Genomic DNA, 25,382 nt, shown 5'->3' with positions numbered 1-25,382 from the left:
CCAATGCGAGGGGGAATCTTGTGCAAACGGTAGGATTAATTTTCGGTGGTAAGTCTGGTGAACATGACATTTCCATTGCTTCTGCACGGGCAATTGCCTCTGGCCTGCCTGAGTATAAAGTATTGCCTTTCTACATCGATCGTTGTGGTTTTTGGCACCACCCCAGGGAATCCGCCGCCGTTTTGTACGAAGATAACTTTACTTTGCTTTCTTCCCTCGACCAGTTCTGTCTGCCAGAAGAGATAAAAGCCGTAGACATCTGGTTTCCCGTCCTACACGGACCCAATGGGGAAGATGGTACGGTACAGGGGTTATTAACTTTAATGCAAAAGCCCTTTGTCGGGAGTGGTGTGTTAGCCTCAGCGATCGGCATGGATAAAATTGTCATGAAATCGCTATTTGCCAGAGCAGGCATTCCCCAGGTCAATTACCTCGCCTGTAATCGCTATCAATGGTATAGACAACCCACCCTGTGGCAGGAAAAGGTAGAACTGGAATTGCAATATCCCTGTTTTGTCAAGCCCTCCAACATGGGGTCTTCCGTTGGTATTTCCAAGGTGAGGAACCGGGCAGAATTAGTGGCGGCTGTTGAGCTTGCTTTGCAATACGACAATCGTTTTCTGATTGAACAGGGAGTAATAGCCAGGGAAATAGAATGCGCCGTGTTAGGCAACGACCAGCCTCTGGCTTCCCCTGTGGGGGAAATTACCTATAGTAGCGACTTCTACGACTACGACACCAAATATACCCCCGGCAAAGCCGATCTAATCATCCCCGCTGCCCTGCCCCAGGCAGTAGTAGAAATTGTCCAGGAACTCTCCCTCAAAGCCTTCCAAACGATCGGGGCGCGGGGACTTGCCCGGGTCGACTTCTTCTATGTGGAAGCTGCTGCTACGGTCTTGCTCAACGAGATCAACACGATGCCTGGGTTTACCCAAACTAGTATGTACCCCAAACTGTGGTCAGCCCAGGGCTTGAGCTTTACAGCCCTCTGTGCTCGCCTAGTGGAATTAGCCCAAGAGGAGTATGCTAAAATCAAACGCTGAATTGCCTACCGACTGCTATGGCTGCCACCTACTCCTTCGACATAGTCAGCGAGTTCGACCGCCAGGAACTAGTCAATGCCCTGGACCAAACCCGCCGTGAAGTCAATACCCGCTTTGATTTGAAAGATACCAATACAACGATCGAGTTAGAAGCAGACCATCTCACTATCAATACGGCCAGCGAACTTACCCTTAACTCGGTTGTGGATATTTTACAGACCAGAGCAGTTAAACGGGGTCTGTCACTCAAAATATTTGACTATGGCCCTATAGAAAGTGCCAGCGGTAATCGCGTCCGCCAACAGATCAAACTAAAACAGGGGATTGAGCAGGAACTAGCGAAAAAAATTAGTAAGCTGATCCGCGACCAATTCAAAGTGCAGGTGACCATCCAGGGGGATGCCCTACGCGTTAGCTCCAAATCTAAAGACGACCTGCAAAGCGTGATTCAGTTCCTCAAGACCCAGGATTTTCCCGTGGCGCTGCAATTTACTAATTACCGCTAGGGTTGTGTTAAGATTTTTTAAGTCATAGCAGTGACAGTTGCCATTGTGAGGAGGGACACTATTCCCCGGGATCAGTTGTGCTAAATTAAGGCAGTAGAAGCATGGCACAGGTTTTGGTTATGGTAAAGCGCGGACTGATTCTTGGCTCCACAGCTACTTTGATAGCGGGGTTGGCAATGGCAGGTTACCAGGTAGCAGGGGCAGCCTTCCGCAATAGTCCCAAGGAATTAGTTGATGAGGTATGGCAAATTATCAATCGGGACTACGTGGATGGTACCTTCAACAAAGTGGATTGGCAGGAGACTCGCCGTAAGTACCTCAGCCGCGACTATGCCTCCAAAGCCGATGCCTACCGCGCTGTGCGGGAGATGCTGCAGTCCCTGAATGACCCCTATACCCGCTTCCTTGACCCCGATCAGTTCAAGAGTATGAAGATCGATACATCGGGGGAATTAACGGGGGTAGGCTTAACTCTGGGCATTGACGAAGAGACTAAAAAATTAACAGTAATTTCCCCCATCGAAGATTCCCCAGCAGCGCGGGCGGGTATTCTTGCCAAGGATGAAATTATCACCATCAACGGCAGAAGCACAGAGGGGATGGACATCAACGAAGCTGTCAACCTAATTCGCGGACCCCAGGGGACAAAGGTAAAATTGGGCATCCAGCGGGGGGGCAATAAGTTTGAGGTAGAAATCCGCCGCGAAAAGATAGAACTCCACGCTGTACGCTCTACTGTGCAACAGACAGAATTTGGCAAAGTGGGCTACATCCGTCTCACTCAGTTCAATGCCAATGCTCCCAATGACATGCGCAAAGCTATTCGTTCTCACCTTGACGCACAGGTAAAGGGCTTTATCCTAGACCTCCGTGCCAACCCAGGGGGACTGCTCTATGCCAGTGCCGAAATTGCCAGGATGTGGATGGAAAATGCCACGATCGTGTCTACGGTTGACCGCAAGGGAGAGAGTGAGCGATTAACCGCTAATCGCCAAGCTATGACCGATAAGCCCCTAGTGGTTCTGGTGGATGGGGGTTCTGCCAGTGCCAGTGAAATTTTGGCGGGGGCATTACAGGACAACAAGCGAGCAGTGATTGTGGGGACAAAGACCTTTGGCAAGGGTTTAGTACAGTCTGTCCATTCCCTGTCGGATGGTTCTGGTCTGGCAGTGACGGTCGCCAAATACCTGACACCCAATGGCACGGACATCAACCGATCGGGCATCAAGCCAGATGTGATTGTCGAACTTACCCCCAAGCAGAGGGAAACCCTGGCGAAAAACCAGGATAAGTTAGGTACAGAGGATGACCCCCAATTTGTCAAAGCCCTAGATGTACTCAAGCAACAGGTGGCTAAAGCTGAGGTGGCAGCGGGGAGTTAGCCCTTGGACTACAAAACAGCGGGGGTAGATGTAGAGGCGGGCAGGGAGTTTGTCCAGCGTATCAGGGATTTAGTCCACAGTACCCATCGCCCAGGGGTTATAGGGGGTATTGGCGGGTTTGGTGGTCTGTTTGCTCTGCCGTCCGGTTATCGGGAGCCGGTGTTAGTAGCGGGCACGGATGGGGTAGGGACAAAGCTCAAAATTGCCCAAGCCCTTAATTGCCACACCACGATCGGGATTGACTTGGTTGCCATGTGTGTCAATGATGTGCTGACAACAGGGGCGGAGCCACTTTTCTTTTTAGACTATTTAGCAACGGGCAAACTAGAGCCTGACCAACTGCAAGCAGTAATAGAGGGAATTGTCGCGGGTTGTAGAGAGGCGGGTTGTGCCCTAATTGGCGGGGAAACGGCGGAAATGCCTGGCTTTTACCAAGCAGGGGAATACGATGTAGCAGGATTTTGTGTGGGGATTGTGGAGAAAGCAGAAATGATCACCCCCGATCGAGTACAAATCGGCGACTATGTGATTGGTTTAGCCAGTTCTGGTTTCCATAGCAACGGCTTTAGTTTGATTCGGCGCGTCATAGCGGACCAGGGCTGGAGTTGGCACGACCGTCTCCCGGAATTAGGCAGAGAAAAAACGATCGGGGAATGGTGTCTGACCCCTACGCGGATTTATGTCTCTATAATTTTAGAGGCGCTGCGATCGGGCGTAAAGATACATGGGTTAGCCCACATCACGGGGGGTGGCATACCAGAAAACTTACCCCGCTGCTTACCCCCCCACTGCGCTGTTAACATCGTCCCCTGGGACATTCCTCCTCTCTTTCGCTGGCTGCAGGCAGTCGGACAAATTCCTACTGCCGATATGTTTAACACCTTCAACATGGGGATTGGCATGGCAGTGGTAGTTCCTACCCTAGACTACCTAGAGTGGTTTCGGCAAAAAGGGGTAGAATGCTATGGGATTGGTCAAGTTGTATCAGGCAATGGCACAATCGAGAACCTTTACTAGCCCACCCTATGGACTTGCAGCAACTAATTAGAGATGTTCCTGACTTCCCCAAACCAGGGATTTTGTTCCGTGACATCATGCCTCTCTTGGCACACCCCCAGGGCTTGAGTACCATTGTCAGTCGACTAAGTGCCCAGTGTCCGCCTGTGGATTACGTAGTCGCGATCGAGTCGCGGGGTTTTATCATTGGTGCTGCCCTTGCCCTCAAATTAGAGTGTGGTTTTATTGCAGTGCGCAAGCCTAAAAAGTTGCCAGGGCAACTGATTAAAGTGGAATATAGCCTGGAGTATGGACAGGACAGCTTAGAAATGCAGTCCGATATTTTACCAGCAGGGGCAGAAGTATTGATTGTTGATGATGTCATTGCCACAGGGGGTACAGCCGCCGCTACTTCCCGTTTGGTGGAAAAAGCAGGAGGCAAAGTCAAGGCCTATGGCTTTGTGGTAGAGTTAACCGCCCTGCAGGGGAGAACCCAGCTCAACCCCCATGTCCCTGTGATCAGCCTAGTTCACTACTGACCAGAGCAAACCCTCCAGGGGTGCTGGTACCATCTCCCCCCGCCAGTCCAATATTTGCACTAGCACTAGGTAAGCTATGCCTAAAAGCAGAGAAATTACCCCCGTGACAATTGCCACCCACTTCGATCGTTCCATCTGTTTAGTTTGACGCTAATGCAAAAAAGGCTAACACATCAGGTTAGCCCTAGTTAAACTAAGATTCGCTGCCAACAATCTTGCCACGAAAGACAACGTAGTTATAGATGTTGTAGGCAAGCAAGATCGGGATCAGGAAACCGATGAAGGTGAGCATAAACACCAAAGAGCTAGGTGCCGCTGCTGCTTCGTAGATGGTGACACTGGGGGGAATGATATTGGGAAAAATGACAAAACCCAGACCAATAAAAGACAGAGCAAAGAGCAGAAAAGTCCAAACGATGGGTGTGACCTCTTCCCGTCTCCTGAGACTACGCAATAGGAGATAAACTAATAGCAAGCCTCCTACGGGAATTATCTCAAAAATATAGAGCAGAGGTGGACTAAATAGATGTTCCCTTGCCTGCTCCGACAAAGCAGGAGTGCTCACAGTGATAAAAATAGCACCGATCAACGTCGTCCAAGTGGCGATCGTGGCAGTTTTGTAGTGCGTCTCCTGTAAATCCCCTGTTGTCTTCAAAATGAGATAGGTGGAGCCGACCAAAACATAAGCTTGAATTAATGTCAAAGCCACAATTACCGATCGCCAGGTCAGCCAATCCCAAATGCCCCCAGCAAAATGACCTGCCTCATCTACTTTGATGCCCTCAAACACTGTCCCCAGGGCAAATCCCTGCCCTAGAGCCGCTAGGAAACTGCCCACACCAAAGGCAATATTCCATACCATTTTGTTCTCTGCATTTTCACGGAATTCAAAGGAGACAGCCCGTAAAATTAAACCCACCACCATAATCACAGCAGGCAGATAGAGGGCATTCAAAATCGTGGAGTAGGCAAGGGGAAAAGCACCAAACAACGAGCCACCCATCAAAATTAACCAAGTTTCGTTGGCATCCCAGACATTGCCTAAGCTAGTCATTAAAATCGTCCGTCTTTCTTCACTAGAAGCAGTGAGGGAGAGAATCCCGACTCCCAGGTCAAAGCCATCAAGTAGGACGTATAGAAAGAGAAACAAACCCAAAATAAAGAACCAAACTTGCGGCAAAAATTCCTGTAACGGTTGTAGAGGTTCCATAGTTTTCCTCCCTATCTGTACTAAGCTTCCGCAGGACGACGATCGGGGACAAATTTTACTCGACCCATGCGGGGCGCAGGTAATTCTAAATCAGGTCCTTTACGGATAATTTTACTGCCAAAGAATAGGGTAGCAGCCAAAAAAATTATATACATCACTGTCAGCCCTGCTAGAGAAAACAGGATTTCCCCAGCCGGTAAGTTAGAAGCAGCTTCCACCGTGCGCATTTTGCCATAAACTAGCCAAGGCTGCCGCCCTACACACCGCACAATCCAACCGCATTCTACAGCGATATAGCCCAAGGGTGCCGCAATTACCCACCCCGCCATCAACCATTTCCGATCGGTCAGTTTTCCTCGCAGCCATTCCACCACACTTACTAACATTAACCCCGCAAAATAAAGACCGATGAGAATCATAATGCGGAAGGAATAATAGATTAAACCAATCATGTGGGGACGGTCCTGGGGTTGCCAATTCTTCAAACCCAATACTGGCTGGCTAACTGTTGGTTTTAACTCTAACAAATAGCTGAGTACACCAGGTAGTTTTATCTCCCAGTCATTTTTTTGCAATCGATCGTTGGGGGCAGCTAATAAACTCCAACCAGGGGAACTGCCCGCAGGAATGGTCTCCCATTGCGCTTCCATTGCCGCCAATTTAGCAGGCTGATAGTGATACACTTGTTCCGCACTGAGGTGCCCGACAAAAATTTGTAAGGGAGCAACAAACAAAGCTAAAATCAGGACAATCTGCAGTGACTTAGCAAAAAATTCTTTGTGACGGTCTTGGAAAATGTACCAGGCACTGATTCCCCCGATGACAAATAGAGAAGTTTCAAATGTCGCCAGAAACATATGGCTAAAACTATTGACCATAAAGGGACTAGCGATGGCAGCAAAATAATTTTGCACCACAAACTTACCATTGATAAATTCCCCACCGCTGGGAGTCTGCAACCAGGAATTGGCACTCAAAATCCAAAATGTGGAGAGATTAGCCCCGAACGCTACTAACATCGTCGATAACCAATGAATTAAAGGAGGCACCCTTTCCCAACCAAAGAGCATAATGCCCAAAAAACTAGCTTCTAACATAAAAGCCATGGTGCCTTCAAAACCTAAGACTGTACCAAAGAAATCCCCCACTGCCTCCGAAAAAGGTGCCCAGTTTAAGCCAAACTGAAATGCCATTGGCAATCCGGAAGCCACCCCTAAGCCAAAATTGAGGACATACAGTTTTGACCAAAAGCGAGCGTGGTGATAGTAACTGATATTTCTTGTCTTCAGCCACAACCCCTCAACTATTACAAGATAGATTGCCATCCCCGTGGTCAGAACGGGCCACAACATATGAAATATTGCCGTAATCGCAAACTGCAGACGCGATAAAATGACTGTGTTAGATAGCAGCTCCCACATAGAGTTAACCTCTAGTAATTATTAACCGAGTAGTTAAGTTGAACAATATAACGAAAGTTTAAGGAAATGACTTTTTTTTAGTTTTTCTTCCCAGTTGTTTTACAAAAGTACATGATTCCCCAGTAGCACAATGCTGCTAGTATATTTGCATACAGTTGAAGAATGGCCATGCCCTCACTTATTTCTGCAAAATCAGGAGCTATTTTTCTCTCAGCTTTTATTCTTGTGGTCACAGCGGGAAAAACGATTGCTCAGGTAGCGGTCAAGAGGGGAACTGTGACGGCAATTTTGGAAGGAAATCAAGTCTTCATTCAGGAAAGACAGGCAAAGTTAAGAGATGTAGCAGAGCGCAATCAGCAGGTACGTACAGGCATAGCGAGGGCAGAATTGACTTTTGACAACAAAGCGATTGCCAGGCTAGGCAGGAATACAAGATTCACGGTGGGGGAATGTGGTGTGCAATTGCAACAGGGTAGCATCCTGGTCAGTGGTGTATCAGCCTGTACTAGTAGTGTGACAGCGGCAGTCAGGGGTACGACCTACATCTTAACGGTGAATGAGAATGGCACAGAAGCATACCAAGTCCTAGATGGCAGAGTGGAATTTACCAAAACCTCCCCCACAGACCCTCACAAATGGGCAATGGAAGCTGGTGATAAGTGTTTTATGGAACCCGGTTAGCAGGGAGTAGTGCGGGCAAAGCTATCACGGGGGGAATACGTTAGAAATCTGCGGGGATGGGCATTTCGCGGTTTTGAGACAGACCAGGCAAGATTTAATCAATTGCGTGCTACCCACAACAGCCTATTCCCCAATACTAGGTTTCCCCTACGCCAGAGATTGTTGACCAACCGGGGCAATTTTATTCTCAGTATCAGACAGAATAACCCCCAGCTAAAGGAGGTAATCGTCCGTATTGCCTGGCAGAGAAAGAGAAACAATGTCTATATGCCAGAACGATTTGTGGGGGATTTTGTCTTTCCTATCAATCAAAGGGCAAAGTTTATTCGGGGTATTGAACCCTTTGAACGAATTACTATTAGACTGTTCGATCCGGAGAATCGCTTTTTGGGCTATACAGAATTTGAAGGATTAGATGATAATGCAGCAGTATCTGTCATTCTGCCTGCTAACCCCCAGTTCTACGGCAGTCTGCGCACGGTGCTAGGAGAAGACAGTGATCAAAACGGTGTAATTGACTCCGATGCTTTTGTCTACGATTTTCTCAGCTCCGTCAAGACTATGCCAGACACGCCAAGGGAAAATATAGAAGTAATCTTTCCGCCAAATGGACAAGAGATAGACCGATCGCTGTTTGCGATTGCTGACCTGCCCCCCATGCCAGACATACCTGAATTTCCTGATAATTTTTATGAACCCCTGTTTAGCCCCCGCAGCACGTTGCCCTTCCGACCAGGCTCAGAAGCTCCTCTGTTGACCACACCAGGCAGAGTCAATCCCCTTATTCCTGTACACCCTGATGGTAGGTCTATCTTCGATGTTCCCCAAGAAATCCTTAAATATCGCTCCCGTCGTCTTTAGAGAAACAGATTTTCCACCCAGCGGGGAGGAGAAGGAATGGGTGTGCCTAGGCGATCGAGTAATAACCAAGCTCCCACATGAATTAGACATTGATAAAAGAAATTAGCACAGATGATGGAAAAGACAGCAAAAGTCTGTACTGCCCAGAAACCAGGGGGATTAATGATACCGAAAAACTGCAGGATATTAGTTAGGAGTTGAGTAATTTGAATGATGAAGTAAAGCCAGACGTTTTCCTGCACCAGGACAGAAATCAATGCCGCTTGAAAGAAAACTCCTAGGGTGTTGAGCAGAGAACCGATCGACAATGTGACTGCCCAGGGCAAACCCCGTTTCCAGCTATAGCCCAAAAACAAACCAACGAAGGCATGGGGGATAAAAAATTGAATACTCCGTGTTGGTCCCATCAGCAAAGTCAACAACAAAACAGCGACAATCACACATTTCCACGCCGCCTTGTATCCCCACCGCAGGAAAATCAAAGCGATAGGCGTAGGGAAAAACATCCGCAACAGGGGACCGACAGGAAAGTAGTAGTTAATTAAAAACAACATTGCTGTTGTACTTGCCATAAAGGCAGTTTCTACTATTGCTAAAGGGGGCTTAACTTTGAGCACGTTGTAACAGCCTCATCCCACCGTACAGCCTGTATAATCCCACTATCCCCCCCACGATCGCTACTAAACTGACTAGTTGGGCAATTCTGAAATTCCCTAACATCAAGCTATCAGTTCGCAAACCCTCGATCCAAATGCGACCAAGACTGTAGAAAACCAAATACAAAAGTGCTAGTGTACCGTCTTTGGCACGGGGATATTTTGTTAACACAATCAATAATAGGACAAATACACCAATATTCCAAAGAGATTCATACAAAAATGTAGGATGAAAATATTCATAGTCGGCGTACTCAGGGGGACGATGGGGCGGGGCAATGTACAACTTCCAGGGTAAGTTTGTGGGTGCACCAAAGGCTTCTGAGTTAAAAAAGTTACCCCAACGACCGATCGCCTGTCCTAATACCAAAGCCGGAGCAATGCCATCTGCCAAAGTTACCCAGTTGAGGCGGTAGCGCCAGGCAAATAACAACAGAGCTACTGCCCCCCCCAAAATTGCCCCGTGGATGGCGATTCCCCCTTCCCAAATTGCCACAGCCGCAGGCACAGTTAAGTTGATGCCCAAAAAGTTAACAGTACTCCAAACATCTTGGTAAATATCCCACTTAAACGCAACATAGTAAGCCCGCGCCCCCGGCAGTGCCCCCGCCACCAGCCAAAACACTAAATCCCCTACCCGATCGGCGATCTGCTGCCAGTATTTGCACCGTTGGGGAATCACTGTTAACCAGTAGTTACGCCAAAGGTTGGTCTGACCAACAACCACTAGCCACTCCCGCCCCCACTTCTGACTAAACCGCACCTGCACTACCCGCTGACATACCCATGTCCCCACAATCAAAGCCAGGGCAATCAGGAAACCATACCACCTGATCGTGAACCCCCCCCAGGAAAACAGGATGGGACCAGGAGAAGTGAAAACCATTTCCCCAGACTAATTAGGCAGGGATATTTTCCAACCACTTGCGCGGTGGAGTACTGCGGCGAATGTTCCGCCAAATCTTGGTAGCAGCTAGGGTGCCATCGGCAACAGCGATCGAGACCTGATTTAATCCTTTTTTCAAATCGCCAACGGCAAAGATACGGGGGTGAGTAGTCTGACAGAATTCATCGGTTACTAGATTCTCCCCGTCCCAGGTCAACTCAGGAATACCCTTGAGATAGTGGTTGTGATACTTCGATCCCATGTTGATCAACCCCGTTGTGCATTCAATGCGCGTGCCATCAACAAACTCTACCCCCTGCAACTGGTGATTTTCCCCCAAAAAACGGGCGATCGGGGTTTCAATGAGGGGATAGCCATGCTCTTTCAACTTTTGTTTCATCTCCTCACTGACCGTAAATAGACCATGGGTGAGGACGGTAATGTAGGGTGTGAACCAACTAAGGACAAAAGCTGCCTCTATTTGCGATTCCTTAGCCACGATCAAGATCGCTTTCTGGTCCCACATGTCAAAGCCATCACAGATCATGCACACGTGCAGCGTGTAACCCGCGTAATCATAGACGTTTTGCATGTCTTCTAGCTGAGGCAGGATGTCAATAATCCCTGTAGCTGCTACCAAGTACTTAGCTTTGAACACAGGATAGATACTGTTTTGCTTGCCTACCTTTACCTTCACTTCTAGGTGGTCACCCCGATCGGCTACATCCTCTACGTACCCCATAAGGTAGTCCGCTCCCCAGGAGAGGGCGGTTTCCATGCCATGTTTTTGCAGTTTTCTTCCTGGAGTAGTGGGGTCAACACCAAAATAGTTACGTAATTCCTGCATCCAGAAAGAACGCCCCCTGCCCTTCTCAATCACAAGGCACTTCAAGCCATAACGCGCCAGATAAATAGCAGCAGAGAGACCCCCTGCCCCACCGCCTGCTACGATGGCATCATAGAGAACATCCGTGCGCTCATGGAGATTTTTACTGGAGAGTTTCATAGACGATCGGTTTGACCTGCTTCACTATACTACGCAAAAGTTTCCCCCCTGGGCTAGCTGTCTGCAGATATAATATACACCCAGAGGTTGGCAGGTACTATGGCGTTCACGGGTGCGGAGATTAGGACAAGATTTCTAAAGTTTTATGAAGAAAAGGGACATCAAGTTTTACCCAGTGCTTCCCTAGTGCCTTCTGACCCCACCGTACTCCTAACGATCGCGGGGATGTTGCCCTTTAAGCCGATTTTTTTAGGCCAAGAAGAACCGCCCTACCCCAGAGTGACAACGGCACAAAAGTGTGTGCGTACTAACGACATTGAGAACGTAGGTAAAACTGCCCGCCACCATACTTTCTTTGAGATGCTCGGTAATTTTAGCTTCGGTGATTATTTCAAGAAGGAAGCTATCAGTTGGGGCTGGGAATTGGTGACAGAAGTGTTTCAGTTACCCCCCGATCGTTTAGCTGTCAGTGTGTTTTATGAAGATGATGAGGCTTACAAAATTTGGCGGGATACAATCGGTATCCCTGCGCACCGCATCCAGCGCTTAGGAGAAGACAATTTTTGGGCAGCGGGGGCAACTGGTCCCTGTGGTCCTTGTTCCGAAATTTACTATGACTTTCACCCAGAAGCGGGGGAACAGATTAACCTAGAAGACGATCGGCGTTTTTTAGAAGTATATAACCTGGTCTTCATGGAGTTGAACAGGGATAGTGAGGGAAATCTCACACCTTTAGCCAAACAAAACATTGATACGGGCATGGGTTTGGAACGGATGGCCCAGGTTTTGCAGGGTGTACCGAATAATTACGAAACTGACCTCATCTTTCCCATCATTGCCAAAATCAGTGAGATTGCGGGAGTCCCTTACCACAAAAGTGATGATAAAACAAAGACCCACTTCAAAGTCATGGGTGACCATATGCGGGCGGTGGTGTATATGGTGGCGGACGGCATTACTGCCAGCAACGTGGGTAGGGGTTATGTCCTGCGCCGTTTGTTAAGACGGGTGGTGCGCTATGGCAAGCTATTAGGCATAGAAGAACCTTTTACGGCAACTGTGGCAGACCAAGTGATCGCCCTGGGAGCCTCTGCCTATCCTGAACTGCAAAACAAAGCCAATACCATCAAAGAAGAACTGACAAGGGAAGAGGACCGTTTTCGGCAAACTTTGGAACGGGGTGAAAAATTGCTGGTGGAAATTCTGGCTCGATCGGCAAAACAGATTGCAGGAGTGGATGCCTTTACTCTTTATGACACCTATGGTTTTCCCTTGGAGTTGACAGAAGAAATTGCTGCTGAACAAGGACTGACTGTCGATCGGGAAGGCTTTGACCGCGCTATGGCTCAGCAACAACAGCGATCGAAGGAAGCCCACACGGAGATTGATTTACTGGGGGAGAAGGTCTGGCAAGAGCTAGATGCTCAGTTAGCGCCGACGCGCTTTGTCGGTTATGACACGCTGACATGCCAGGGACAGGTATTAGCTTTGGTGCAGGAGGGAGAGCAGAAAGAGTTAGTCAAAATGAACGATCGGGTCCAACTGGTTTTGGATGTTACGCCTTTTTATGCGGAATCGGGGGGTCAGGTGGGAGACAAGGGCGAAATCAGGGGCAAACAGGGGGTGATCACGATCGAGGACGTGCAGAAGCAAGGGGATTTATTCCTACACTTTGGCGTGGTACAAGAGGGACAAATTAGCGTAGGGGAGACAGTAACAGCAGCGGTTCTTTTTTCTACACGACGCAGGACCCAGGCACACCACAGCGCTACCCATCTACTGCAGGCAGCATTAAAGAAGATTGTTGACCCCCAAATTGGGCAGGCAGGTTCTTTAGTGGACAGTGAAAGACTGCGATTTGATTTTAATTTACCCCGTCCTCTGACTGCGGAAGAGATCAGACAAGTGGAAGCCCAGGTCAATCAATGGATTTTGGAAGGACACACGGCTCAGGTGGCGGTCATGCCCCTAGAGGAAGCCAAAGCCAAGGGTGCGATTGCAATGTTCGGTGAAAAATACGGTGCGGAAGTACGGGTGATTGATTTTCCTGGGGTGTCCATGGAACTCTGTGGTGGTACCCATGTGCACAACACGGCGGAGATTGGCTTGTTCAAAATTGTCAGTGAAACAGGGGTAGCTGCGGGTATTAGAAGGATTGAAGCAGTTACGGGGCAGGCGGTTCTGGATTACTTGGCAGTGCGAGACCAAATTACCAAAGAGTTAAGCGATCGGTTCAAGGCTAAACCAGAAGAAATTATCGATCGGGTGACTCAGCTACAAGACGCTCTGAAACAACAACAGAAAGAGACAGAGAATCTCAAACGGGAGTTAGCCCTACTGAAAGCGGAGCAGTTGTTGACCAAGGCAGAAACGGTGGCATCATATCAAGTGATTATCGATCGGTTAGACGGCTTAGATGGAAACGCTTTACAGACAGCGGCAGAAAAATTGGTCCAAAAATTGGGGGACAAGGGGGCAGTCATTTTAGGTTCGGTGCCAGAGGCAGGGAAAGTAGCTCTAGTAGCAGCATTTGGTAAGCAGGTAACTGCCAAGGGTTTACAGGCTGGCAAATTCATTGGTCAGATAGCCCGTATTTGTGGGGGTGGGGGTGGGGGTCGTCCCCACATTGCTCAGGCAGGGGGAAAAGACACCGATCGTTTACCAGAAGCTCTCGCCACTGCCCGTCAACAACTGCAGGAACAATTGACCTAGAAGATGAAGATAGTCAAAAAAGAACCGATCGGTTTTCTGCCTGTATATGACATCGGTCTGCTCCATGAGCACAATTTTTTAATCCAGGGGGGTATCTTTGCCTCTAACTGCTTTAACAAGTCCCACAGTGTTGCCTATGGTTATGTCACCTACCAGACTGCCTATCTAAAAGCCAACTATCCGGTAGAGTACATGGCTGCTTTGTTGTCTTCTGTCAGTGATGACACCGATAAAGTGCAGAAATATATTGCCAGTTGTCATTACATGAACATCAATGTTTTACCCCCCGACATCAACACCTCTGACGTTTATTTCACACCCCGCGGCACGGACATTCTCTTTGGTCTAGCAGCCATTAAAAATCTGGGTATGGGAGCGATCGAGGCAATTTTAGCCGCCAGGAAAGAGAGACCCTTTACATCTTTGGGGGATTTATGCAAAAGAGTAGACAGCCGTGCCCTGAATAAAAAAGCATTGGAAGCCCTAGTGCAAGCAGGAGCATTCGATCGGTTACATCCCAACCGCAAACAGACCGTAGCCAACATTGAACCAACTTTAACTTGGGCATCACGGCGGGCAAAGGACAAAGCCTCAGGCCAGGTTTCTTTATTTGACATGATGGTAGCAACGGGAGAGGAAACCTTTGTGGACGAACCCCCTGCCCCCCCTGACATACCCGATTACTTACCCCAGGAAAAGATCGAATTGGAAAAAGAATTACTTGGTTTTTATCTGTCCGCTCATCCCCTGAAAGCCCTTAGTCCTGCTGTGAAGTTACTAGCTCCTGTCAACCTCAGCGACCTACAAGAAGTCAGGGAAACTGTGACCGTGACAGCGATCGTGATGATTACAGACTTGAAAAATATCCTGACGAAGAATAATGAACAGATGGCAGTTTTACAGATCGAAGACCTCAGTGGTAAGCTGGAAGCAGTAGTGTTTCCCAAAGTACACAAGAAGGTAAAAGAGTATCTACGCAAAGATAATAGAGTGATTGTTTGGGGTAAGGTCGATCGTAAAGACGAGTCTGTACAACTAGTGGTAGATGACATGGCAGAGATTGAACAGGTCAGTATGATGCGGTTAGAATTGACCAGGGAACAGGCATTGGATATACAGACTTTGCATCGTCTGCGGGAGATTCTCAAGAACTACAGTGGGGGCAGGATTCCCATTATTGCTCAGGTGGAAGGACTCAATCAGGCAGTGCGTCTTGGCAATCAATTCTGGGTGCGGGATGTGGAGACTACCCGCCAAGCCCTTACAGCAGGGGGATTTCGCGTCTTTGCTGATCCCTTAATGCCAACAACTGCAACACTTTCGTAACTGATTCCTCGATCGTTTCCTTATCTGTGTGACATTCCAAGTCGGGGTCAGTGGGTGGTTCGTAGGGGTCATCGATACCAGTGAAATATTTAATCTCACCTGCCCTGGCTCTTTTGTACAGACCCTTGACGTCTCTGGCTTCGCACACTTCTAAAGGGGCATTCACATAAATTTCCACAAAATTGCTGCCGATCATTTCTCTGACTTTTTGCCTGGCATCAGCGTAGGGAGAAATAGCTGCCACTAAAACATACACCCCATTCCGACACAGCAAATGAGCGACAAAGCCAATACGATAGATATTCTCATCCCGATCGGCTTTAGAAAAGCCCAAATCCCTGGTCAAATGTTTACGCACTATATCCCCATCTAAAATTTCCACCCTTTTGCCCTGCTGCCGCAAATGCTCTCCTACCCGCTGGGAAATTGTTGTTTTTCCCGCACCACTCAACCCAGTAAACCACAAAGTCAGACCTTGATCTTGCATGATGATTCTAATTGCAGACTGACTAAGTAGGTTAGCAGAAATAAGTTAAAATAACCCAAAAACCATTTATAGCGAACCTGTATGCCATTAATCCCTAGGAAAGTTAGCATCCTTGTTACAAAGCCACAGCCGAAAGGGTTTCATCATCTTGTTAGGGCTGTAGTTATTTTACTGCTCATCTTTAGTTGCTGGGGACAGGTACAGAGTTTAGAGGCAGCGGCTTTACCCTACAGTCATGGCAGTTTGAAGGGCAGGGATTTCTCCTATCAAAATTTACGAGGCTCAGGTTTTGCCAATGCCAATATGGAGGGAGCGGATTTCTCCTATGCCCAGTTACAGGGAGCGGTCTTCAGCGCCTCGATTATGCGTAATGCCAATTTGCGGGGGGCGGATTTGAGTTATGCCATGCTTGATCAGACAGACTTTGCTAATGCTGACCTCAGAGATGCCATTCTTGTTGATACGATCCTTTTGCGCAGTCGCTTTGATTTTACCCAAATTGAAGGAGCCGACTTTACTGGCGCTATTCTTGATCCTGGGCAGGTGCGATGGCTCTGCCAACGGGCAAAGGGGAAAAATCCTGTGACAGGAGTTGATACCAGAGAGTCCTTGGGCTGTGATTAGGGATTGATGTCAGTAACAGTCCATTGATTGTTTTCCCACTTGTAGAGAGTGCGATTCTGGGGGTTGCCTCGCAGTTGTAGGTGGTCTACCGTAGTTGGTTGTAAGAGTAATAAGCAAAAATTGTCAGGGGGGTCTAAGCCCGCCCAGGTCTCTATAAACTCTGTAGCGGCTTGTCGAGGTGCTCCTGGCTCTGCCCAGAAAAATTGCGCTCTGGCTTTGGCAGAAATCGCTTGCCACAGGGCGGTGCGATCGGGGTCAGCAGTATCTATCAGTCTTAAACTACCCGCTATGCGAAATTGTTCCCTTGTCTTGGGGAAATACCAACACACCTCACCGTAGGGATGAGCTTTAATGTCCTGAACTTTGGCGGAACGGCGATCGGTAATAAACTGCAGGGTATCGGTGTCTCTGAGGAAACCACGAAATACTACTGTGCGATTGTGGGGCAAACTCTGGGGGGAAACAGTAGCTAACTGGACGTAACGGGCATGGGGTTCCTTGTGATAATGGAGGGCACGGGCTAGGGGTGAGCGCCAAGGGGCTATCGGGGATGCTGCCATAGATAGACTAGAAGACAAGCTAATCCTAAGTTAATGCACACATCAGCTACGTTGAACACAGGAAAACGAATTAAGCGCAAATCCAAAAAATCAATGACATAACCGTATAAAAATCGATCGATGCCATTGCCCGCTGCCCCCGCCAAAATGAGACCGAATCCTACTTTCTCCCAAGGGTGCCAATTCCTTGCCCGCCAGCCTAAGATCACCAATCCCAAACTCACAAGCAGGGAAATCCATTTCAAACCGATCGGATTTTGACTGAATAAACTAAAGGCTGCCCCTGTATTAGTCACGTAGGTCAAATGGAAGACACCCCTCCACAGGGGAATACTCTGATGCAGCTCCATCAGTTTCATTACCAATAGCTTAGTCACCTGGTCTATAGCCAGACCAGCTCCCGCCACTAGCCAAAACGATCGATTGCTTCTACTAATAATTGGCAGGATTGATAATGCCTAACCAAGCTAGTACACCCTGATGGGTAAAGTATTCAATCACCAGGGCAAGTACAAACCCTACCATTGCTGCCCTACCGTTTAAGCGCTCCGCATAGGTATTAAAGCCAAATTTGGGGTCTTCTATCTGCGGCAGTTGGCTCGGTTCCGTCATGATCATTACTAAAACTCTCTTCCCTATGTTACTCCTGCCCCTCTGTCCAGACAATCCCTCCCAGGCATAATCAGGGCATGGCTTTTTTGATAATCTCGATCGTTTGATCCACCTTCTCTGGGAAGATGACCACCAAGGAGCGATCGGGGGCAATTGCCAGAGCTTTAGTAATCGCTTCCTTTTCATCGAGGATAATTTGATAGGGGAAATTAGGGCTGACATGGGTGATCCCGCGGCATAACAAGTCTGCCACCTCATGGCGCTCTCTGCCCCTACGGTCACTATCCTCTTTAATAATCACCCGATCGAACATCTCCGCTGCTAATTCCCCTAGTTCTTCGATGTCCGCATTGCGTCGATCGCCCGGTGCCCCAATTACACCAATCTTTTCCCCCTGCCAGCTGTTGATAAACCCGGAAATGGCACGGTAGCCCGCGGGATTGTGGGCGTAGTCCACCAGGACGTGAAACTTACCCATATTGAACAGGTTCATGCGCCCAGGGGTCTGGTCAGCAGAAGCAACGAAAGTGGTCAAGGCTTTGCGGATTTGCTCAACTCTCACGCCCTGCACATAGGCAGCCAACACCGCCGCCAAACAATTTTGAATCATGAATTCTGCTTTGCCCCCCAGGGTCAAGGGCACATTAGCCGCCTGTTCTATGCGTATTGTCCAACCGTTCTTCACGATCGAGAGATAGCCATTCTCATATACCGCTGCTATCCCTCCCTGGCGCACGTGCTCCCGTACTAAAGACAAATGGGGGTCAAGGGAAAAGTATGCCACTTCCGCTGTCACTACCTTTGCCATTGCCGCTACTAAGGGGTCTTCGGCATTCAAAATAGCGTAACCTGCTGCTGCCCGCACCACTACACTCTTTAATTCCGCTAAATCCTCGATCGTGTCTATATCCCCCAGACCCAGGTGATCTGCTTGCACATTCAAGACAATCCCCACATCCGCTCGATCGAAACCTAAACCTGACCGTAGAATTCCTCCCCGCGCCGTCTCTAATACCGCCACTTCCACCGTGGGGTCCCGCAGAATGACCTGGGCACTGTAGGGTCCAGTAGTGTCTCCTTTCTCTACTAACCAGTCACCAATGTAGATGCCATCGGTGGTGGTATAGCCCACTACTTTATGCGTCTGCTTGAAAATATGAGCAATTAGGCGAGTGGTTGTAGTCTTGCCGTTTGTGCCCGTCACTGCGATAATTGGGATACGACAGGGGCTGCCCGGCGGGAACAACATATCTATCACCGGTTCACCCACATTGCGGGGCAATCCCACACTGGGGGCAGTGTGCATACGAAACCCAGGCGCCGCATTGACTTCCACAATTACCCCGTCCGTTGCCCGAATCGGCTGGCGAATATCAGGGGTAACCACATCAATCCCTGCAATATCCAAACCAATAATCCGTGCCACCCGCTGACATAGCCACACATTCTCTGGGTGAATCTCATCCGTGCGATCGACGGAAATACCCCCCGTACTCAAATTCGCCGTTGCCCGCAAGTAGACCACTTCCCCCGATCGGGGTACACTCTCTAGGGTAAATCCCTGGCGCTTGAGGACAGCTAAACTGGTCTGGTCAACCACAATCTTAGTCAGAACGTTGTCGTGCCCCACACCCCGCCGGGGGTCTTGGTTGGTAATTTCCACTAATTCTGCAATTGTCGAGCGCCCATCACCGATCACATGGGCAGGTACCCGTTCTGCTACCGCCACCACCCGTCCATCGATCACCAACACGCGATAATCTCTACCCCGGTGGAATTTCTCAATAATCACCCCATCTGATACCTGCTGGGCTAGGGCAAAAGCAGCCTCCGCCTCCTCTACACTGCGCACATCGATCGTGATCCCCCTACCGTGATTGCCATCCAGTGGTTTAACCACAATGGGGAAACCCCCTACCTCCTCAATGGCATCCTCTAGGTACTTGAGCGATTTAATTACTGTCCCCCTGGGCACAGGAATCCCCGAATCCTGGAGAATCCGCTTTGTCCCCTCCTTATCACAAGCCAGCTCCACCGCCAAAATGCCACTACGATCGGTCAGGGTTGCCTGGATGCGTTTTTGATAGACCCCATACCCCAGTTGAATCATCGCTCTGCTGCCCAGTTCCAGCCAGGGAATTTTCCGTGCCTTAGCCTCTGCCACAATAGAATCCGTACTCGGTCCCAGCTGGGAATCTAGCTTAATTTCCTCTAAGTCCTTGCGGTCATCCTCTAGTTCTTTATAAGTCCCCGTTTCCAGCACATCCTGACACAACCTGACCGCCGCCCGCGCTGCATAACGCCCACATTCCTCGTACTGGTACTCAAACACACAATTATATACATCCCGATCGCTAGTTGCTCGTGCCGTGGCAAACTCTACCTCCATCCCCGCCATGCGCTGTAACTCCAAGGCAACCTCCGCCACTGCCTGGGCTACGCCCTCCTGTGTCAGGGGAAACCTACGGGTATCAATCTGGGGCAGACACTGCTCTAACTCCCGGTAAAACCGCTCCAAATGATGGATGTTCCCTTCCAAATCTAGGCGCACCACAATCAACTGGTGGCGATCGATGTGCCAAAAGTTCGGTCCCCTCAGTGCCTGTGTTTTGAGAATCTTCATAGAAAATCGCCGGAGAACATCCAAATCTAAATACTACTGTAGATGGAGTAAACTACTGTACCAAAAGCAACAAAACCTAGGATACAGTTGGTCTATTCCGCTTCGGCTTCAATCCTACCAGGTACTGGTTTTTGTGCCGGTTGCAGACTCGACAATACCCGCGATAACTGTAATCCCTCTAAAACCGGCTTAGTTTCCCTGACTTTGTGCCAAACCGATCGGGCTAATAGTACCTTCTGCCCCAACCGCGTCGCCCCGATTTTTTCCAGATAGTCCTCCCGCTCCGGTTGGTAGTCCGCCGAAACTAGGGTAAGAGCATCCTGGGCTGCAGGACGATGGCGTATCACAATCTGAGCAACCTGGGCAATCATCTCTGGGTAGAGCCAAGTATAGGCAGGGTGGACAGTCAACTGCAGCTGGTGGGTAGCACTCTGGTCTTCCTTGACCCGCTGCAATAGTAGACGGAAGGAAGCGATCGCAGCTTTCCGCTGGCTTTCATAGACATACCCTGTAATCTCCTGCCGCTGGGACAGGAACAACTGACTGTGGTGCCAGAACTTGACTAGGGGGTTATGGCGAAAGTCCTGCACTCCCCAATCATAGACCTGCCGAATCTGGGGCGGCATCGCCGCGTTCTCCAACTGGTAGAGCAGGGGGGCATCTACATTGCCAATAGGGTATAAATTCGGCAGAGCTGGTGTGTGCTCTTGCAAAGCTGCTAGAACAGGGGCAGGAATCACCCAGGTTGTGAGATGGGCAAGGGGCTGAAAGCCATTCTGCCGACAGAGAGCGATCGTGTCTCTTGCCTGCTCGTCTACCTCCGCCAGCCACATCCGCGCTTCCCAGCAATACTCCAAGCAGTGCCGAATCAACTGACTGCCCAAGCTGTAGAGCTGCCCTGGACTCACTACAATCTGTTGTACTCGCCAGGTGGTGCGGCTATCATTTACAGGCAGCACTAGGATATACCCCTGAATTTCTCCGTTTATTTCCCCCACGTAGGCTTGGGAAACCTTTTGCCAGGGTAACCAACTGGCACGGCGCACTAAACCAATCCACTCCTCTATGTCTAGGTCTGCCGCTGCCCCCACCTGGTGTAAGTGGGCAACCTGGGTAAGGTCACGATGTTGTAGAGGACGAATCACTACCCCCGCTACTGGGAATTCCATAACAGCCACCCTGTTTTTACTATTCTAGCAGATTTTCCCTTGGTTGCCCACAGAGCCGACGATGCCCACACCCAGCAGATAGGCAAGGAGGGCCGCCCGCCCATAGCTAAGGAAGGGCAAAGGAATACCTGTGACAGGGGCTAACCCAACCGTCATCCCCACATTGACACACACCTGGAAAAAAACTAAGGAAAGCATCCCGATCGCCAACAGGGAGCCGAAATTGGAACGGCAGGTAACTGCAATCAGCAATAGGCGGCAGCAAAGCACAAAAAAAAGGGCAAGCACCATCATACTGCCGACAAAGCCCCACTCCTCGCCGATGGCGGAAAACACAAAATCAGTGTGTTGCTCAGGGATAAAACTGAGTTGGGTCTGGGAGCCTTGCAGAAACCCCTGCCCCCACAGTTGTCCCGCCCCAATGGCAATCCGGGATTGAATTAGGTGGTACCCACCCCCTAAGGGGTCCTGATCGGGGTTAAGAAATAAAACTAGGCGCTGTCGTTGGTAGGGATGGAGCAGATGCCAAGCTATCTTCCCCAACTCACCGCTAATTAAATTGACAATGACAGCAGCCACTGTCACAGGTGTCCGCCGACTGGAACTAGACCAAAAAGCCACTGCCCCAATCCCGCCAATCCAGACAAACCAGAGGGGGAGGGAGAAGGCTAAAATTAAAGCGGAAATTAAGGGGGAACACATCAGTAGTAGCCAGCTTAAGGGTGTCCCCGCCCAATAGAGCATTCCCATCGTGATTGCCAAAATAACTATTGCTGTACCCAGGTCGGGTTGCACCAAGACCAAGACCCAGGGGGGTAAAACTACCAGTAAAACCCGCAGTAAATCCCCTACTCTCTGTACAGACTGCTTGTGCAGGAGAGCAGCGATGGAGATTATCAAGCTAATTTTGGCAAACTCCGAGGGTTGTACATGAAATCCTGCCAAATTCAGCCAACTCTGCGCCCCTGAAGCAACTACCCCAAACTGCAGCACCAAGATTAAGCTGACATTAGTCAATCCATAAATCAACCAGTGCCAAGTTAGTAAATGGGGATAATGCCACTGACGGAGACAGGCAACTAAGATTAGCCCCACGCCCCCCGTCAGGAGATGCTGCCACCAGTAATTCCCCAAGGGGGGATTGTTGTAGTTGATGCTATAGATAGCTGCTCCGCCAATCCCTATTAAGCCCAGACAGGGAGCTATCAGCCACCAGTCCCACTCCCAAAAACCTTTGTACCTGCTCAAGTTCATGTAGGTTAAGAACTCTTAACATTATTGGGCTAAATTTTCTTAAATTTTATGCCTGTGCCAGAGAAAGTTTTCCACAGGTTTTTCCACAGATTTGCCCTAGTTTTCCACAGGGCGAATGCAGTTAAACTTGGTCAAGGTCACTGATGTCACGGCTTTCTGCGATCGGGGGAGGCGGGTCTGGGGAAAACTTGTCCCTTAGGGAAAATGTGAGGGAATGTTGCGGCAAACCAGTCAAAACCTAGATTCTCTGTAGTGTCTTGGGTGCAACAGCCAAACCAAGCCTGCGTTGACAACGGGGGGGAAAGGTCACAAAATAAAAGCCCGCCATTCCAAAATGACGAGTTGGAGTAACCACCATGACTACCCGTGTGAGCATCCTGGCTGAAATCCCTGAGGAGCTGTACGAGACGCTGCAAAATTACCTGGAGTCCCACCCCGATTGGGACCAAGACCGGGTTTTCTGCGCTGCCCTCTCCCTGTTTTTGTTGCAAAATGGAACCTCAGAAACAGTATCTGCTGCCAAGAACTACCGCAATGCCGCTAAAGTTTACCTCAACGCTCTCTTCCAACACACTTTCTAGCTATGAAAAAAGCGCTGATCACTGGTATCACAGGGCAGGATGGCTCCTACCTAGCGGAACTACTGCTGGACAAGGGCTACGAAGTCCATGGCATTATTCGCCGATCGTCTTTGATTAACACTAGCCGCATTGAGCATCTTTACCAGGACCCCCACCTGCCCAATACCAGACTTTTTCTCCACTACGGCGATCTCACAGACGGCACTACCCTACGCAAAATTTTGGGAGCTGTGGAGCCAATAGAAGTTTACAATCTGGGTGCCCAGTCCCATGTGCGGGTCAGTTTTGATGCCCCTGAATATACTGTCGATACTGTGGCGATGGGGACACTGCGCCTCCTGGAGGCAATCAGAGATTATCAACAACACACTGGTAGGAGAGTGAAGTTTTACCAAGCGGGTTCTTCCGAGATGTTTGGTTTAGTGCAGGAAGTGCCCCAACGGGAAACTACCCCCTTCTACCCCCGCAGTCCCTATGCCTGTGCTAAGGTCTATGCCCACTGGCAGACGGTTAATTACCGGGAAGCCTACGGTCTGTTTGCAGCCAATGGTATTCTTTTTAACCACGAATCTCCCCGCCGCGGGCATACTTTTGTTACCCGTAAAATTACCATGGCGATTGCCAATATCCTGGCGAAGAAACAGGACAAACTCTATCTGGGCAACCTCGATGCTAAGCGGGACTGGGGATATGCTAAAGATTATGTGGAGGCAATTTGGCTAATTCTGCAACAGGAAGAACCCGATGATTTTGTCATTGCCACAGGGGAAACCCACTCTGTAAGGGAGTTTTTAGAGGAAGCCTTCAGTTACGTCAACCTCAAATGGGAAGACTATGTGGAAATTGACCCCCGCTACTTCCGTCCTTCTGAGGTAGATTTGCTGTTGGGAGATGCCACTAAAGCCAAACAAAAATTGGGCTGGCAACCCCGTGTAACTTTCAAAGAGTTAGTGCGAATTATGGTGGACGCTGACCTGGCTAAGGTTGGCATTAAAAACTAATTCCCCCTACATCTTCCCCGGTGGGGGGTAGTATATACCCATAAAGAAATAATTGCCTCCTCTCAGAAGCTGGGAGAACTAGATAAGACGGGATGTGAGCAATTTAGCTGTCTTAAATGGGGAAAAAGATTAGCGGAGAACAGCAAGGTGGATGGTGCAAGGGGCAGACAGCATAGTAAGGATTTAATAGCAACTAACCTCTGACAATCACTCACTCATCTTAACTGCTAGTCAATGCTGTCTTGCTTGCAAGCGGGGAAAGGAAGTAAACATCTTCATCTACCGCAATGCTACAAAGGTCTGATCTGAATTTTTTGTTTTTGCAGAATGACAATGGGCAATCCCCAAAGACAGACGCTTGTGGGGAGTAGTTGACTTCGCTAGAGAATTGACCCCGATCGGATAGGCACCTGACCCATTCGGTTCCCTGCGAGTGACAATTTCCCCCTGGTTTAGCTCGAAGTCAATATCCGCTGAGGTTTGGATACCTCCTTAATCAACACGGCGAACTTTAATTATCAAAATCTATGCTCCCTGCCGTCGCCAAGGCAAGTCCTCAGTTTAATGTCTTTAATTGGAGAACTGCTGTTTAGCAAAATGATAAATCTCCAAACAGTCAATTAAAATAAGGTCATAGACAAATTTAGGAGAAAATCATATCATGGTAGCCTTACAGAAGAAAAAATTTCCCCCCAGGAATATCTGGAGCTGGAGTCTGAGTTACGCCATGAATACATCGCTGGAGAAATCAGAGAAATGACCTAATCACAACTTAATTGTCCTGAACTTAGCAGCAAGCCTTAACTTTGCCCTGCGGGGGAAACCCGACCGTGCCTTTGTCGCAGACCAGCGCCTGTGGATTCCCGATCGTCAGATGTACACCTACCCTGATGTCATGGTTACAGGAGAGCCACTCCAACTGCAAGAGGGAAAACAAGATACTGTGATCAATCATCTATATAAAATTAATTGCTGAAGTTTTGTCAGATTCCACCAGGAGTTAAGATTGTGGTGAGAAGTTTGCTGTCTATCGGACGATTGCCACTTTTGCCGAGTATATGTCGATTGAACAGGATAAAGTAATGGAAGATGTTTGTAATTTACAAACGGTGGCACTAACCATAGTCTTGCCGGACTTATATGACAAAGTTAGTTTCCCTGCTCCTACCCCCTCAGCAATTTAGTATATGCCAGGCAGTAATTTCTTCACTGATCCTTTATATTCTTCATACTCTGCTAACTT

At 49.0% G+C, this 25,382-nt stretch carries 25 protein-coding genes and 1 pseudogene; 13 read left to right on the top strand and 13 right to left on the bottom strand.

The window, feature by feature from the left end:
- The first annotated feature begins 20 nt into the window (after nucleotides 1–20).
- The 5 genes from NZM01_11140 (at nucleotide 21) to NZM01_11120 (ending at nucleotide 4,469) form a co-directional block, all read left to right on the top strand.
- The gene (locus NZM01_11140; GenBank protein ID MCS6960588.1) at nucleotides 21–1,046 is read left to right on the top strand and encodes a D-alanine--D-alanine ligase; all 1,026 of its coding nucleotides are present in this window, start codon (nucleotides 21–23) and stop codon (nucleotides 1,044–1,046) included.
- Between the two features lie 17 nt (nucleotides 1,047–1,063).
- Nucleotides 1,064–1,552: a YajQ family cyclic di-GMP-binding protein gene (locus tag NZM01_11135; protein MCS6960587.1), complete on the top strand. Its 489-nt coding sequence runs from the start codon at nucleotides 1,064–1,066 to the stop codon at nucleotides 1,550–1,552.
- A gap of 119 nt (nucleotides 1,553–1,671) precedes the next feature.
- Entirely contained in the window at nucleotides 1,672–2,934 is a 1,263-nt protein-coding gene (locus tag NZM01_11130) for a S41 family peptidase (GenBank protein ID MCS6960586.1), read from the top strand.
- Nucleotides 2,935–2,937: 3 nt separating this feature from the next.
- Complete coding sequence (purM, locus tag NZM01_11125) at nucleotides 2,938–3,951, top strand: phosphoribosylformylglycinamidine cyclo-ligase (protein MCS6960585.1); 1,014 nt, start codon at nucleotides 2,938–2,940, stop codon at nucleotides 3,949–3,951.
- An 8-nt stretch (nucleotides 3,952–3,959) separates the two neighbouring features.
- The gene (locus NZM01_11120; protein MCS6960584.1) at nucleotides 3,960–4,469 is read left to right on the top strand and encodes an adenine phosphoribosyltransferase; all 510 of its coding nucleotides are present in this window, start codon (nucleotides 3,960–3,962) and stop codon (nucleotides 4,467–4,469) included.
- Here NZM01_11120 and NZM01_11115 read toward each other — a convergent pair.
- From NZM01_11115 to NZM01_11105, 3 genes are read right to left on the bottom strand one after another with little or no spacing between them, the layout of a single operon-like run.
- Entirely contained in the window at nucleotides 4,455–4,604 is a 150-nt protein-coding gene (locus NZM01_11115) for a hypothetical protein (protein MCS6960583.1), read from the bottom strand. The two genes, NZM01_11120 and NZM01_11115, sit on opposite strands and share 15 nt — an antisense overlap.
- 58 nt (nucleotides 4,605–4,662) lie before the next feature.
- Complete coding sequence (cydB, locus tag NZM01_11110; protein ID MCS6960582.1) at nucleotides 4,663–5,679, bottom strand: cytochrome d ubiquinol oxidase subunit II; 1,017 nt, start codon at nucleotides 5,677–5,679, stop codon at nucleotides 4,663–4,665.
- Nucleotides 5,680–5,699: 20 nt separating this feature from the next.
- Nucleotides 5,700–7,100 (bottom strand): cytochrome ubiquinol oxidase subunit I, encoded by a 1,401-nt coding sequence (locus tag NZM01_11105; GenBank protein MCS6960581.1) that lies wholly within the window; start codon nucleotides 7,098–7,100, stop codon nucleotides 5,700–5,702.
- Nucleotides 7,101–7,268: 168 nt separating this feature from the next.
- On the opposite strand from NZM01_11105, the gene NZM01_11100 reads away from it, so the two are divergent.
- Entirely contained in the window at nucleotides 7,269–7,781 is a 513-nt protein-coding gene (locus NZM01_11100; protein MCS6960580.1) for a FecR family protein, read from the top strand.
- Between the two features lie 9 nt (nucleotides 7,782–7,790).
- Nucleotides 7,791–8,642, top strand: a complete 852-nt coding sequence (locus NZM01_11095) for a hypothetical protein (GenBank protein MCS6960579.1) — start codon at nucleotides 7,791–7,793, stop codon at nucleotides 8,640–8,642.
- Here the strand turns inward: NZM01_11095 and NZM01_11090 are convergent.
- Genes NZM01_11090 through NZM01_11080 form a run of 3 tightly spaced genes read right to left on the bottom strand, consistent with a single transcriptional unit; the run spans nucleotide 8,639 to nucleotide 11,190 of the window.
- Nucleotides 8,639–9,214, bottom strand: coding sequence for a DUF2232 domain-containing protein (locus NZM01_11090; protein MCS6960578.1), 576 nt, complete (start codon nucleotides 9,212–9,214; stop codon nucleotides 8,639–8,641). The genes NZM01_11095 and NZM01_11090 overlap by 4 nt on opposite strands.
- 31 nt (nucleotides 9,215–9,245) lie before the next feature.
- Entirely contained in the window at nucleotides 9,246–10,184 is a 939-nt protein-coding gene (gene lgt / locus NZM01_11085) for a prolipoprotein diacylglyceryl transferase (protein ID MCS6960577.1), read from the bottom strand.
- Between the two features lie 13 nt (nucleotides 10,185–10,197).
- Nucleotides 10,198–11,190, bottom strand: a complete 993-nt coding sequence (locus NZM01_11080; protein MCS6960576.1) for an NAD(P)/FAD-dependent oxidoreductase — start codon at nucleotides 11,188–11,190, stop codon at nucleotides 10,198–10,200.
- Between the two features lie 99 nt (nucleotides 11,191–11,289).
- On the opposite strand from NZM01_11080, the gene alaS reads away from it, so the two are divergent.
- Both alaS and NZM01_11070 read left to right on the top strand, forming a co-directional pair.
- Nucleotides 11,290–13,902, top strand: a complete 2,613-nt coding sequence (gene alaS / locus NZM01_11075) for an alanine--tRNA ligase (protein MCS6960575.1) — start codon at nucleotides 11,290–11,292, stop codon at nucleotides 13,900–13,902.
- 3 nt (nucleotides 13,903–13,905) lie between these two features.
- Complete coding sequence (locus NZM01_11070) at nucleotides 13,906–15,228, top strand: OB-fold nucleic acid binding domain-containing protein (GenBank protein MCS6960574.1); 1,323 nt, start codon at nucleotides 13,906–13,908, stop codon at nucleotides 15,226–15,228.
- On the opposite strand, the gene cysC is transcribed toward NZM01_11070, so the two are convergent.
- Nucleotides 15,164–15,715, bottom strand: a complete 552-nt coding sequence (cysC, locus tag NZM01_11065; GenBank protein MCS6960573.1) for an adenylyl-sulfate kinase — start codon at nucleotides 15,713–15,715, stop codon at nucleotides 15,164–15,166. The two genes, NZM01_11070 and cysC, sit on opposite strands and share 65 nt — an antisense overlap.
- Before the next feature lie 81 nt (nucleotides 15,716–15,796).
- On the opposite strand from cysC, the gene NZM01_11060 reads away from it, so the two are divergent.
- Nucleotides 15,797–16,339: a pentapeptide repeat-containing protein gene (locus tag NZM01_11060; protein ID MCS6960572.1), complete on the top strand. Its 543-nt coding sequence runs from the start codon at nucleotides 15,797–15,799 to the stop codon at nucleotides 16,337–16,339.
- Here the strand turns inward: NZM01_11060 and NZM01_11055 are convergent.
- The 6 genes from NZM01_11055 to rodA form a co-directional block, all read right to left on the bottom strand.
- Nucleotides 16,336–16,899: a pyridoxamine 5'-phosphate oxidase family protein gene (locus NZM01_11055; protein ID MCS6960571.1), complete on the bottom strand. Its 564-nt coding sequence runs from the start codon at nucleotides 16,897–16,899 to the stop codon at nucleotides 16,336–16,338. The two genes, NZM01_11060 and NZM01_11055, sit on opposite strands and share 4 nt — an antisense overlap.
- Nucleotides 16,881–17,336: a signal peptidase II gene (gene lspA / locus NZM01_11050; protein ID MCS6960570.1), complete on the bottom strand. Its 456-nt coding sequence runs from the start codon at nucleotides 17,334–17,336 to the stop codon at nucleotides 16,881–16,883. Before lspA ends, NZM01_11055 begins: the two co-directional genes overlap by 19 nt.
- Nucleotides 17,332–17,511, bottom strand: coding sequence for a chlorophyll a/b-binding protein (locus NZM01_11045; protein MCS6960569.1), 180 nt, complete (start codon nucleotides 17,509–17,511; stop codon nucleotides 17,332–17,334). Before NZM01_11045 ends, lspA begins: the two co-directional genes overlap by 5 nt.
- A gap of 70 nt (nucleotides 17,512–17,581) precedes the next feature.
- Entirely contained in the window at nucleotides 17,582–20,134 is a 2,553-nt protein-coding gene (gene cphA, locus NZM01_11040) for a cyanophycin synthetase (GenBank protein ID MCS6960568.1), read from the bottom strand.
- Between the two features lie 92 nt (nucleotides 20,135–20,226).
- Nucleotides 20,227–21,303, bottom strand: coding sequence for a GNAT family N-acetyltransferase (locus NZM01_11035; protein MCS6960567.1), 1,077 nt, complete (start codon nucleotides 21,301–21,303; stop codon nucleotides 20,227–20,229).
- Between the two features lie 24 nt (nucleotides 21,304–21,327).
- Nucleotides 21,328–22,557 (bottom strand): rod shape-determining protein RodA, encoded by a 1,230-nt coding sequence (rodA, locus tag NZM01_11030; protein MCS6960566.1) that lies wholly within the window; start codon nucleotides 22,555–22,557, stop codon nucleotides 21,328–21,330.
- A gap of 356 nt (nucleotides 22,558–22,913) precedes the next feature.
- Here rodA and NZM01_11025 point away from each other — a divergent pair, with 356 nt between their 5' ends.
- The 3 genes and pseudogenes from NZM01_11025 (at nucleotide 22,914) to NZM01_11015 (ending at nucleotide 25,323) form a co-directional block, all read left to right on the top strand.
- Nucleotides 22,914–23,138, top strand: a complete 225-nt coding sequence (locus tag NZM01_11025; protein MCS6960565.1) for a DUF2811 domain-containing protein — start codon at nucleotides 22,914–22,916, stop codon at nucleotides 23,136–23,138.
- A 2-nt stretch (nucleotides 23,139–23,140) separates the two neighbouring features.
- Complete coding sequence (gmd, locus tag NZM01_11020) at nucleotides 23,141–24,139, top strand: GDP-mannose 4,6-dehydratase (protein ID MCS6960564.1); 999 nt, start codon at nucleotides 23,141–23,143, stop codon at nucleotides 24,137–24,139.
- A 684-nt stretch (nucleotides 24,140–24,823) separates the two neighbouring features.
- A pseudogene (locus tag NZM01_11015) lies at nucleotides 24,824–25,323 on the top strand (Uma2 family endonuclease).
- Nucleotides 25,324–25,382 lie beyond the last annotated feature (59 nt).

Source organism: Pseudanabaenaceae cyanobacterium SKYG29, from assembly GCA_025055675.1.
Classification (GTDB): domain Bacteria; phylum Cyanobacteriota; class Cyanobacteriia; order Pseudanabaenales; family Pseudanabaenaceae; genus M5B4.
Note: the sequence above shows the minus strand (reverse complement) of the source record. Positions and strands in the feature narration are given on the sequence as shown.

Excerpts from the sequence above, each read along its gene's own strand:
- NZM01_11130 (MCS6960586.1), top strand. The coding sequence starts at position 1,672 with ATGGTAAAGCGCGGACTGATTCTTGGCTCCACAGCTACTTTGATAGCG.
- NZM01_11060 (MCS6960572.1), top strand. The coding sequence starts at position 15,797 with ATGCCATTAATCCCTAGGAAAGTTAGCATCCTTGTTACAAAGCCACAG.
- NZM01_11135 (MCS6960587.1), top strand. The coding sequence starts at position 1,064 with ATGGCTGCCACCTACTCCTTCGACATAGTCAGCGAGTTCGACCGCCAG.
- lgt (MCS6960577.1), bottom strand. The coding sequence starts at position 10,184 with ATGGTTTTCACTTCTCCTGGTCCCATCCTGTTTTCCTGGGGGGGGTTC.
- NZM01_11100 (MCS6960580.1), top strand. The coding sequence starts at position 7,269 with ATGCCCTCACTTATTTCTGCAAAATCAGGAGCTATTTTTCTCTCAGCT.
- NZM01_11080 (MCS6960576.1), bottom strand. The coding sequence starts at position 11,190 with ATGAAACTCTCCAGTAAAAATCTCCATGAGCGCACGGATGTTCTCTAT.
- cphA (MCS6960568.1), bottom strand. The coding sequence starts at position 20,134 with ATGAAGATTCTCAAAACACAGGCACTGAGGGGACCGAACTTTTGGCAC.
- NZM01_11055 (MCS6960571.1), bottom strand. The coding sequence starts at position 16,899 with ATGGCAGCATCCCCGATAGCCCCTTGGCGCTCACCCCTAGCCCGTGCC.
- cysC (MCS6960573.1), bottom strand. The coding sequence starts at position 15,715 with ATGCAAGATCAAGGTCTGACTTTGTGGTTTACTGGGTTGAGTGGTGCG.
- NZM01_11070 (MCS6960574.1), top strand. The coding sequence starts at position 13,906 with ATGAAGATAGTCAAAAAAGAACCGATCGGTTTTCTGCCTGTATATGAC.
- NZM01_11090 (MCS6960578.1), bottom strand. The coding sequence starts at position 9,214 with ATGGCAAGTACAACAGCAATGTTGTTTTTAATTAACTACTACTTTCCT.
- gmd (MCS6960564.1), top strand. The coding sequence starts at position 23,141 with ATGAAAAAAGCGCTGATCACTGGTATCACAGGGCAGGATGGCTCCTAC.
- NZM01_11025 (MCS6960565.1), top strand. The coding sequence starts at position 22,914 with ATGACTACCCGTGTGAGCATCCTGGCTGAAATCCCTGAGGAGCTGTAC.
- NZM01_11035 (MCS6960567.1), bottom strand. The coding sequence starts at position 21,303 with ATGGAATTCCCAGTAGCGGGGGTAGTGATTCGTCCTCTACAACATCGT.
- NZM01_11045 (MCS6960569.1), bottom strand. The coding sequence starts at position 17,511 with ATGACGGAACCGAGCCAACTGCCGCAGATAGAAGACCCCAAATTTGGC.
- cydB (MCS6960582.1), bottom strand. The coding sequence starts at position 5,679 with ATGGAACCTCTACAACCGTTACAGGAATTTTTGCCGCAAGTTTGGTTC.
- rodA (MCS6960566.1), bottom strand. The coding sequence starts at position 22,557 with ATGAACTTGAGCAGGTACAAAGGTTTTTGGGAGTGGGACTGGTGGCTG.
- NZM01_11105 (MCS6960581.1), bottom strand. The coding sequence starts at position 7,100 with ATGTGGGAGCTGCTATCTAACACAGTCATTTTATCGCGTCTGCAGTTT.
- alaS (MCS6960575.1), top strand. The coding sequence starts at position 11,290 with ATGGCGTTCACGGGTGCGGAGATTAGGACAAGATTTCTAAAGTTTTAT.
- NZM01_11120 (MCS6960584.1), top strand. The coding sequence starts at position 3,960 with ATGGACTTGCAGCAACTAATTAGAGATGTTCCTGACTTCCCCAAACCA.
- NZM01_11115 (MCS6960583.1), bottom strand. The coding sequence starts at position 4,604 with ATGGAACGATCGAAGTGGGTGGCAATTGTCACGGGGGTAATTTCTCTG.